The following is a 9,522-nucleotide window of genomic DNA, read 5'->3' as shown; positions in this document are numbered from 1 at the left end:
CCGCCATCCTGCGGCCCGCACGAACTACCTCGGCTCTTGTTGAACTACCTCGGCCCTGGTCGAACTACCTCGGCGTCGGTCAGGCCTTCGGCTTGCGGGCCGGGGGCTCGCCGAGCTCGGAGGCCGTCACCACGATGCCGCCCTGGACGTCGGGGTTGCCCTGGCCCTCGGCCGCCTCGACGACCTCCAGGGTGCCGGTCGCTCGTCCGGCACCGCGGACGTCGTCGATCGCGGAGCGGACGCCGTCGAGCAGCGGCGCCGGCACCGCCATGGCCGCCGAGAGGATCGGCGTGCGCATGGAGACCTTGGCCTCCGACTTGATCTTGCGCAGCGCCGCGAGGGCGTGCCCGGCCGCCGTGAGCTGCACCGGGTCGCCGTCGCCCGCGGCGGCGCGCAGCGGCGCGGCGACGGGCCACGCGGCGTGGTGCACCGAGCCCGAGCGCCACCACGACCAGACCTCCTCCGTGGCGAACGGCAGGAACGGCGCCAGGAGCCGCAGCAGCGTGTCGACCGCGAGGGCGAGAGCCGTGCGGGCCGACTCCGTCTCGGCGGTGACCTCGGTGGCCGCGGCGCCCGCCCCGTACGCACGGTCCTTGACCAGCTCGAGGTAGTCGTCGCAGAAGGTCCAGAAGAACGTCTCGGTGACCTCGAGCGCGCGCGTGTGGTCGTAGGCCTCGAACGCGGCCGTCGCCTGCTCCACGACCCCCGCGAGGCCCGCGAGCATCGCGCGGTCGAGGGGCACCGTGACGCGCGCCGGGTCGAGGAGGATCTCGCCGGCGCCGGTCTCGGGGTCGACGCCGAAGGTCAGCGCGAACTTGGAGGCGTTGAGCACCTTGATCGCGAGGCGGCGCCCGATCTTCATCTGGCCGACCTCGAACGCGGCGTCCGTGCCGAGACGCGCGGCGGCGGCCCAGTAGCGGACCGCGTCGGCGCCGTGCTCCTCGAGGAGGCCCATCGGCGTGACGACGTTGCCCTTCGACTTCGACATCTTCTTGCGGTCCGGGTCGAGGATCCAGCCGCTGATCGCCGCGTGCTTCCAGGGCAGCACGCCGCACTCGAGGTGGGAGCGCACCACCGAGGAGAACAGCCAGGTGCGGATGATGTCCTGGCCCTGCGGGCGCAGGTCCATCGGGTAGACGCGCTCGAACAGGTCGGCGTCGCGCTCCCACCCGGACACGATCAGCGGGGACAGGGACGACGTGGCCCAGGTGTCCATGACGTCGGCGTCGCCGACGAAGCCGCCGGGCGTTCCGCGCTGGGACTCGTCGTAGCCGGCGGGGGCCTGCGACGTCGGGTCGACGGGCAGCTCGGCCTCCGTGGGCACGATCGGGTGGTCGTGGTCGACCTCGCCCGCGTCGGTCACCGGGTACCAGAGCGGCACGGCCACGCCGAAGAAGCGCTGGCGGGAGATGAGCCAGTCGCCGTTCAGGCCGTTCACCCAGTTCTCGTACCGCACGCGCATGAAGTCGGGGTGGAACTCCAGCTCCTTGCCGCGCGTCAGCAGCTCGGCCTTGAGGTCCCGGGCCTCCCAGTCGCGGCCGCCGTTGCGGATGTACCACTGGCGCGAGGTGACGATCTCGAGGGGCTTGTCGCCCTTCTCGTAGAAGTTCGTCATGCGCTGCGTGGCGGTGGGCTCGCCGTCGAGGTCACCCGAGGCGCGCAGCGCGTCGACGACGGCGGTGCGGGCGGAGAAGGCCGTCTTGCCGGCGAGCTCCTCGGCGTACAGGGTCTCGCCGGGGCCGCCGACGATCCAGGCCGGGGTCTCGCGGGACAGGCGGCCGTCGCGCTGGATGACGGAGCGCGTCGCCAGCTGCAGCTCGCGCCACCACTGGACGTCGGTGAGGTCGCCGAAGGTGCAGCACATGGCGATGCCGGCGCCCTTGTCCATGGCGGCAGCCGGGTGCGCCAGCACCGGCACCTCGACGCCGAAGAGGGGGGAGGTGACGGTGGTGCCGAAGAGACCCTGGTACCGCTCGTCGTCGGGGTGGGCGATGAGCGCCACCACGGCGGGGATGAGCTCCGGTCGGGTGGTCTCGATGTGGATCGGCTCGCCGTCGGGACGGTGGAAGGCGACCCGGTGGTAGAAGCCCGGGTACTCGCGCGCCTCGAGCTCGGCCTGCGCCACCGCGGTCTGGAACGTCACGTCCCACAGCCCGGGGGCCTCCGCCTGGTAGGCCTCGCCGCGTGCGAGGTTGCGCAGGAAGGCGCGCTGGGACGCGGCGCGGGAGGTGGCGTCGATCGTCTGGTAGTTCTGGGCCCAGTCGACCGAGAGCCCGAGGCGGCGCCACAGCTCCTCGAACTGGCGCTCGTCGTCGGCGGTGAGCCGCTCGCACAGCTCGATGAAGTTGCGCCGGCTGACCGGCACCTGGTCACCGGGCTTGACGTTCTTGCCGTCGGTGCCCTGGTGCGGGGGCTCGAAGCCCTCGACGTAGGGGAGCGAGGGGTCGCAGCGCACGCCGAAGTAGTTCTGCACGCGGCGCTCGGTGGGCAGGCCGTTGTCGTCCCAGCCCATCGGGTAGAAGACCTTCTTGCCGCGCATGCGCCAGAAGCGCGCGACGGTGTCGGTGTGCGTGTAGCTGAACACGTGGCCCACGTGCAGCGACCCGGAGACCGTGGGCGGCGGGGTGTCGATGGAGTACACCTGCTCGCGCGTGGCGGTCCGGTCGAAGGCGTAGGTGCCCTCGGCCGACCAGCGCTCGTCGAACCGCTGCTCCAGGCCGTCCAGGCTGACCTTGTCGGGTACCTCCCGGACCACCGCGCGCACGACGTCGCCGGCGACCTGAGCAACACGGTTGCCGGCGGTCGGGGTCGCTGCGGGGGTCTGCGCGGGCGCGGTCGGCGCCTCGTGGGTCGGGAAGTCGCTCATGGTCGCTCATTCTCCCAGATCTGCGGCGGCGCTCGGCGCACCGAGATCTCACGTGATGGATGGCTGTGTCATAGTGTGGACGGGTGTCCTGACGGGCCCCGGAACAGTCGTATCGTGACGGCCGGTGCCCCACGGGCGCCACCTCGAATCGTCCGGTCGCCCCCCGCGGCACCGGCTCGACGTCCCGGGAGGACGAGATGCAGGCGATGTGTTGTCGGTGCAGCAGCCGCCGCTTCGCCCTGCCCGCCTGACACCCGAGGAGCACCCATGACGCTCGACCACGCCGACGAGCTGGTCGTGCCCGAGGGTCAGCCCGCGCCCGCTGCCGGGCGCCGCACGTTCTGGCGCCGCTTCGCCCGGGACCGGTTCGCCGTCGCCGGCGCGGCGGTCGTGGTCCTGTACGTGCTGCTCGCCCTGCTCGCGCCGCTCATCACCCACCTGCTCGGCGTCGACCCCTACACCTACGACCTGGCCGCCCTCGACGAGACGGGCGCCCCAGCCGGCTGGGGCGGCGGCATCAGTGCCGAGCACTGGTTCGGCGTCGAGCCGCTCACCGGGCGCGACCTGTTCGCGATCGTGCTCATGGGCTCGCGCACCTCGTTGCTCGTCGGCATCGGCGCCACGGTCATCTCCATGCTCATCGGCACCGTCCTCGGGCTCCTGGCCGGCTACCTCGGCGGCTGGGTCGACTGGGTGATCAGCCGCGGCGTCGACGTGATGCTCGGCCTGCCCGCGCTGATCTTCATGATCGCCGTCGGCGCCGTCGCCCCGCAGTCCTTCCCGCGGATCCTCCTGCTGGTGCTCGTCATCGGGTTCTTCAGCTGGTCGTCCGTGGCGCGCGTCGTGCGGGGACAGGCCCTCGGGCTGCGCACCCGCGGTTTCGTGCGGGCCTCCCAGGCGCTCGGCGCCGGCCACGGGCACGTCCTGTTCCGCCAGGTGCTGCCGAACCTCGCCGCGACCGTCGTCGTCTTCGCGACCATCAGCATCCCGGGCGCCATCGGCGCCGAGGCCGCGCTGTCCTTCCTGGGCGTCGGCGTCCCGCCTCCGACGCCGTCGTGGGGCCGCTCCATCGGCGAAGCCGTCACCTGGATCAGCTCCGACCCGATCTACCTGCTCTTCCCCGGCCTCGCGCTGTTCGGCATCACGCTCGCGTTCAACGCGTTCGGCGACGGCCTGCGCGACGCCCTCGACCCGCGCTCCGGAGGCCGCAAGTGAACGCCCTGCGGTTCCTCGGCACCCGCGTCGGGAGCATGGTCTTCGTGCTGCTCGCGGTGTCCCTGCTGACCTATGCCGTCTTCGTCCTGCTGCCGGCCGACCCAGCACAGCTCGCCTGCGGGCGGCCGTGCACCCCGGAGCGGCTCGAGACGGCACGCGCGTTCATGGGGCTGGACCAGAACTTCGTCGTGCAGTGGTGGAACTTCGTCACGGGCATCTTCACCGGCCGCACGTTCGGCTCGGCCGGCGCGCAGATCTCGTGCCCGGCGCCGTGCCTCGGCTACTCCTTCGTGCTGCGCCAGCCGGTCACCGACCTCATCGTCGGCCGGCTGCCGGTCACCTTCTCGATCGCGATCGGGGCGGCCGTCCTGTGGCTGCTCGCCGGGGTGGCGGGGGGAGTCGTGGCCGCGGTGCGCCGTGGCACGGCGGTCGACCGCGCCATCATGATCACCGCGATCACGGGTGTCTCGGCCCCCAGCTACCTCGTCGGGCTGCTCGGCATCCTCCTGTTCGGCTTCACGCTCGACATGGTGCCGGTGAACGGGTACGTGCCGTTCACGACCAGCCCCGTGGACTGGGCCTGGCACCTGGTGCTCCCGTGGTGCGTGCTCGCGTTCCTCTCGGCCGCGATCTACGCCCGGCTCACCCGTGCCCAGATGCTCGACGCGCTCGGGTCGGAGTACGTCCGCACGGCGCGCGCCAAGGGGATCACCGAACGACGCGTCGTGACCCGGCACGCGCTGCGCAACGTGCTGGTGCCCGTCGTCACGCTGTTCGGCCTGGACCTCGGCGTGCTGCTCGGCGGCACCGTCATCACCGAGAAGGTGTTCTCGATGGCGGGGCTGGGCGCGCTGCTGCTCGACGCGGTCGGCAACACGGACGTCCCGCTGCTGGTGGGCGTCACGTTCTTCTCCGCGGCCCTCATCGTGGTCGCGAACCTGCTCGTCGACGTCGTGTACGGCGTCATGGACCCGCGGGTGCGCGCATGAGCGCCCGGCCGTACGCCGGGCGATGTCCCCGCGTCGCGCCGCCCCGACCCTGACGAACTCCCCGAGAGGCCCTGAGAGACCATGACCCGCAACCTCGCCCGCCGACGCACCGTCGGCGCCGTCTCCGCCGTCGCCGCGCTCGCGCTCGTGCTCACCGCGTGCGGCGCGAACGAGCAGGACGACAGCACGACCGGCAGCCCGACCGCCGTCCAGAAGGGCGGCACGCTGCACATCCTCACGTCGGCGCCCTCCGTGAACTGGGACCCGGCGACCAGCCAGAACCTCGCCATCACCACGCTCGGGCTCGTCGAGCGCCGCCTCACGGCGTGGCAGACCAACCCCGACGGCAGCACCGAGGTGGTGCCCGACCTCGCCACGGACACCGGCACCGCCTCCGACGACGGCAAGACCTGGACCTTCACGCTGAAGGACGGCGTGACGTTCGAGGACGGCACGCCGATCACCGCCCAGGACGTCAAGTACTCGGTGGAGCGCTCGTTCGCCCCGGAGCTGTCGGGTGGCCTGAGCTACCACAAGAGCCTGCTGGTGGGCGGCGACGACTACACCGGGCCGTACGACGGCAAGGAGCTCGACTCGATCGAGACGCCCGACGAGAAGACGATCGTCTTCCACCTGGACAGCGCCTACGGCGACTGGCCGTGGATCGTGTCGATGCCGGCCTTCGGGGCGGTGCCCGAGGCGAAGGACGACGTCTCGACGTACGCCACGAAGCCGGTCGCGACCGGCCCGTACACGGTCGCCGAGACGAAGGAGGGGACCTCGGTCACCCTCGAGCGCAACAAGAGCTGGGACGCGGCGACGGACGACGTCCGGACCGCCGGCCCCGACTCGATCGTGTTCGAGCTGGGCCAGGACGAGACCGTCGTGGCGCAGCGCCTCATCGCCGACGCCGGCGACGACCAGGACGCGTTCGGCGCGACCTTCGTCCCCGCCGCTCAGCTCGCCCAGGTCCAGAACGACGCCGCCGCCAAGGAGCGCCTCGTCACCTCGGGCCCGGGCGCGCTGGCGTACCTCGCGATCAACACCCAGGCGGACGGCCTGGACGACGCGAAGGTGCGCGAGGCGATCGAGTACGCCGTCGACAAGCAGGCGTTCCTCGTGGCCTCCGGTGGTGCGATCGCCGGGGACATCGCCACCACGCTGATCACCCCGGGGATCCCGGGCCGCGAGGACTTCGACCTGTACCCGGCGGACCCCTCCGGCGACGCGGACAAGGCCAAGGGCCTGCTGGCGGACGCCGGCTGGAAGGACCGCACCCTGCGACTCGTCGTCCAGGACGACCCGACCTCGCGGGCCCAGGCGCAGGCGGTCCAGCAGGGCCTGGAGAAGGCCGGGCTCACGGTGAAGATCGTGCCGCAGGCGTCGGAGGTGTGGACCCAGACGGTCACCCAGGGCGACGGGTCGGGCTACGACCTGACGCTCTCGTCGTGGCAGCCGGACTTCCCCAGCGCGAACGGCAACATCCAGCCGCTGTTCGCCACGTCCCAGATCGGCAACGGCGGGTACAACCTGTCGCGCTACTCGAACGAGGACGTGGACGCGCTGATCGAGCAGGCCACCGCGGAGACCGACGCCGACGCCGCGGCCGGCATCTGGGCCCAGGCCGACAAGGCGATCCTCGAGGACGCCCCGGTGGTCCCGCTGATCTACACGAAGAACTCCTTCCTGCACGGTTCCAAGGTGCAGAACTTCGAGATCCCGGACTTCCCGGCCTACCCGAACTACCTCAAGGTCTCGCTGGCCCAGTGAGCACCGACACGCGCGACGGGCAGCCCCTCCTGCAGGTGGAGGGGCTGTCCGTCGTGTTCGAGGACGCCGGCGCCGCCGCGGTCGACGGGTCGTCCTGGGCCCTGCACCCCGGTCAGGTGACGGCGCTGGTGGGGGAGTCCGGTTCCGGGAAGTCGGTCTCCGCGATGGCGGTGCTCGGTCTCCTGCCGTCGAGCGCCACCGTGACGGGCAGCATCCGGTACGCCGGCGCCGAGCTGGTCGGCGCGAGCCCGGAGGAGTTCCGGGCGGTGCGCGGTGCCGTGTTCTCCCTGGTCTCGCAGGAGCCGATGAGCGCCTGGAACCCCGTGCTCACGGTCGGCGACCAGGTGGCGGAGGCCGTGGGGGCGCACGCCCGCGTGCCCCACGCTGCCGCGCGCGAACGCGTGCTGGGGCTCCTGCGGGAGGCCGGCCTGTCCGAGCCGGAGCGGATCGCGCGGTCCTACCCGCACCAGCTGTCGGGCGGGCAGCTGCAGCGCGCCCTCATCGCGATGGCGCTCTCGCAGGACCCGGTCGCGATCGTCGCGGACGAGCCGACCACGGCGCTCGACGTCACGGTGCAGGCCGACATCCTCGACCTGCTGCGGCGGCTGCGCGACACCCGCGGGACGGCGGTGCTGCTCATCACCCACGACATGGGCGTGGTCGCGGACCTCGCGGACGACGTCGTGGTGATGCGCGACGGGCGGGTGGTCGAGCAGGCGCCGGTGCGCGAGCTGTTCGCCGCGCCCCGCCAGGAGTACACCCGGACCCTGCTCGACGCCGTCCCGCACCTGGGGCGGCTCGCGCAGGAGCCCGCCACGGTCCGTGCGGCCGCGACGCCTGCGACACCCACGACGCCCGCGCACGGTGCGACGGCGGACGTCGTCGTGCTCGAGGACGTCGACGTCGTGTACCCCGGCGGCCGCCGCCGTGCCCCCGTGCGCGCGGCGGACGGCGTGAGCCTGCGGATCGCCGCGGGCGAGGTCCTCGGCCTGGTGGGGGAGTCGGGCTCGGGCAAGTCCACGCTGGGCCAGGTGGTCTCCGGGCTGCTGGTCCCCGACCGGGGGCGGGTCGTGGTGGACGGCCTCGAGCTGGCCGGTGCGCGACGGGCCGACCTGCGCGCCGTGCGCCGCCGCACGGGGATCGTGTTCCAGGACCCGGCCTCGACCCTCAACCCGCGCTGGTCGGTGGGGGCCTGCGTGGCCGAGCCGCTGCGGCTGCACCGCACCGGGAGCGAGGCGGAGAACCGCGCCCGGGTGCTGGAGCTCCTCGACATGGTGGGTCTTGGCGCGGAGCACGCCGTGCGCTACCCGCACGAGCTCTCCGGCGGGCAGCGCCAGCGTGTCGCCATCGCCCGCGCGGTGGCCCTCGACCCCGCCGTGCTGGTGGCCGACGAGCCGACGAGCGCGCTCGACGTCTCGGTGCAGGCCCGCGTGCTCGAGGTCTTCGCCGAGCTCCAGTCGCGCCTCGGGTTCGCGTGCCTGTTCGTGTCGCACAACCTGGCCGTGGTGGAGCGGGTGAGCGACCGGGTCGCCGTCATGCAGGCGGGCCGCATCGTCGAGACCGGTCCGACGGCGCGCGTGCTGGGCGCGCCGCAGGAGGAGTACACCCGCAGGCTCGTCGGGGCCGCGCCGGTCGCGGACCCGGACCTCCAGGAGCGCCGGCGGCGGGAGCGGGCAGGCGCCTGACCCTGTCCCGCCCCCGATTCTCTGACTAGAGTCAGAGACATGGGAGACGTGCAGGGGGGCGCCGCGCCGGACGGCGTGGACGGGCAGGTGGCCGTCGTGCGCCGGTTCAACCGGAGCTACACCCAGCGGGTCGGTGCGCTCGAGGACTCGTTCCTGGGCACCGGGCTGCCGCTGGGCACGGCGCGGCTGCTGTTCGAGGTCGGCACCGAGCCCGGCACCACGCGCGACCTGCGCGCCCGTCTCGGGCTGGACTCCGGTTACCTCAGCCGCCTGCTGCGGCGGCTCGAGTCCGACGGCCTCGTCGCGGTCGTGCCCGACGCGGACGACCGGCGACGGCGGCGTGTGGACCTCACGCCCGCGGGCCGGCGCGCCTGGGACGACCTGGAGCGCCGGTCCGTCGACCGTGCCCGCGACCTCGTGGCGCCTCTCACGCCGCGCCAACGGGCCCGGCTCGCGGCGGCGCTGACCGAGGCGGACCTGCTGGTGCGGGCCGCGACCGTCGCTATCGAGCGCGTGGACCCGGCGTCGGACCCCGCGCGCACGGCGGTGGCGGCGTACGTGGCCGAGCTCGACGAGCGGTTCCCGGGCGGGTTCGACCCGGGCCCGGCCGCGAGCGCGGCCGACCCGGACGCCGCGAGCCTCGCCCCGCCGTCCGGCGCGTTCGTCGTGGCCACGAGCGACGGCGAGCCGGTGGCCTGCGGCGGTGTGCGCACCCTGTCCGGTGCGGCAGCACGAGGGGCGGACGGGGGCGTGGGCGAGGTCAAGCGGATGTGGGTGCACCCCGGCTGGCGCGGGGCTGGCCTCGGGTCCCGCCTGCTGCGCCACCTGGAGGGGGTGAGCCGCGACCTCGGCCATCACGAGGTGCGGCTCGACACCAACGGGACGCTCACCGAGGCGGTCGCGATGTACGAGCGGGCCGGCTACCGACGCATCGCGCGCTACAACGACAACCCCTACGCCGAGCACTTCTTCGCCAAGCACCTGGCGTGACCGCCGG

6 protein-coding genes are annotated in these 9,522 nt (G+C 73.1%); 5 read left to right on the top strand and 1 reads right to left on the bottom strand.

Annotated elements, in window-relative coordinates; all coding sequences use genetic code 11:
* Positions 1–79: 79 nt before the first annotated feature.
* Complete coding sequence (gene valS / locus ACFT55_RS05430) at positions 80–2,866, bottom strand: valine--tRNA ligase (RefSeq protein ID WP_380242335.1); 2,787 nt, start codon at positions 2,864–2,866, stop codon at positions 80–82.
* 267 nt (positions 2,867–3,133) lie between these two features.
* Here valS and ACFT55_RS05425 point away from each other — a divergent pair, with 267 nt between their 5' ends.
* From ACFT55_RS05425 to ACFT55_RS05405, 5 genes are all read left to right on the top strand, one after another.
* On the top strand, positions 3,134–4,081 hold the full coding sequence (locus tag ACFT55_RS05425) for an ABC transporter permease (protein WP_380242333.1): 948 nt from the start codon (positions 3,134–3,136) through the stop codon (positions 4,079–4,081).
* Positions 4,078–5,070 carry an ABC transporter permease gene (locus ACFT55_RS05420; RefSeq protein WP_380242331.1) on the top strand — a complete coding sequence of 331 codons (993 nt, stop codon included), beginning with the start codon at positions 4,078–4,080 and terminating at the stop codon, positions 5,068–5,070. Before ACFT55_RS05425 ends, ACFT55_RS05420 begins: the two co-directional genes overlap by 4 nt.
* 81 nt (positions 5,071–5,151) lie before the next feature.
* On the top strand, positions 5,152–6,840 hold the full coding sequence (locus tag ACFT55_RS05415) for an ABC transporter substrate-binding protein (protein WP_380242329.1): 1,689 nt from the start codon (positions 5,152–5,154) through the stop codon (positions 6,838–6,840).
* Entirely contained in the window at positions 6,837–8,525 is a 1,689-nt protein-coding gene (locus ACFT55_RS05410) for a dipeptide ABC transporter ATP-binding protein (protein WP_380242327.1), read from the top strand. Before ACFT55_RS05415 ends, ACFT55_RS05410 begins: the two co-directional genes overlap by 4 nt.
* A 39-nt stretch (positions 8,526–8,564) precedes the next feature.
* A complete protein-coding gene (locus ACFT55_RS05405) occupies positions 8,565–9,515 on the top strand; it encodes a GNAT family N-acetyltransferase (RefSeq protein ID WP_380242325.1) in 951 nt (316 codons plus the stop codon).
* Positions 9,516–9,522: the final 7 nt, after the last annotated feature.

It is taken from the genome of Isoptericola sp. NPDC057191 (genome assembly GCF_042670225.1).
GTDB lineage: Bacteria > Actinomycetota > Actinomycetes > Actinomycetales > Cellulomonadaceae > Isoptericola.
This window is presented reverse-complemented; position numbering and strand designations above follow the sequence as displayed.

Excerpts from the sequence above, each read along its gene's own strand:
- valS (WP_380242335.1), bottom strand. The coding sequence starts at position 2,866 with ATGAGCGACTTCCCGACCCACGAGGCGCCGACCGCGCCCGCGCAGACC.
- ACFT55_RS05425 (WP_380242333.1), top strand. The coding sequence starts at position 3,134 with ATGACGCTCGACCACGCCGACGAGCTGGTCGTGCCCGAGGGTCAGCCC.
- ACFT55_RS05415 (WP_380242329.1), top strand. The coding sequence starts at position 5,152 with ATGACCCGCAACCTCGCCCGCCGACGCACCGTCGGCGCCGTCTCCGCC.
- ACFT55_RS05405 (WP_380242325.1), top strand. The coding sequence starts at position 8,565 with ATGGGAGACGTGCAGGGGGGCGCCGCGCCGGACGGCGTGGACGGGCAG.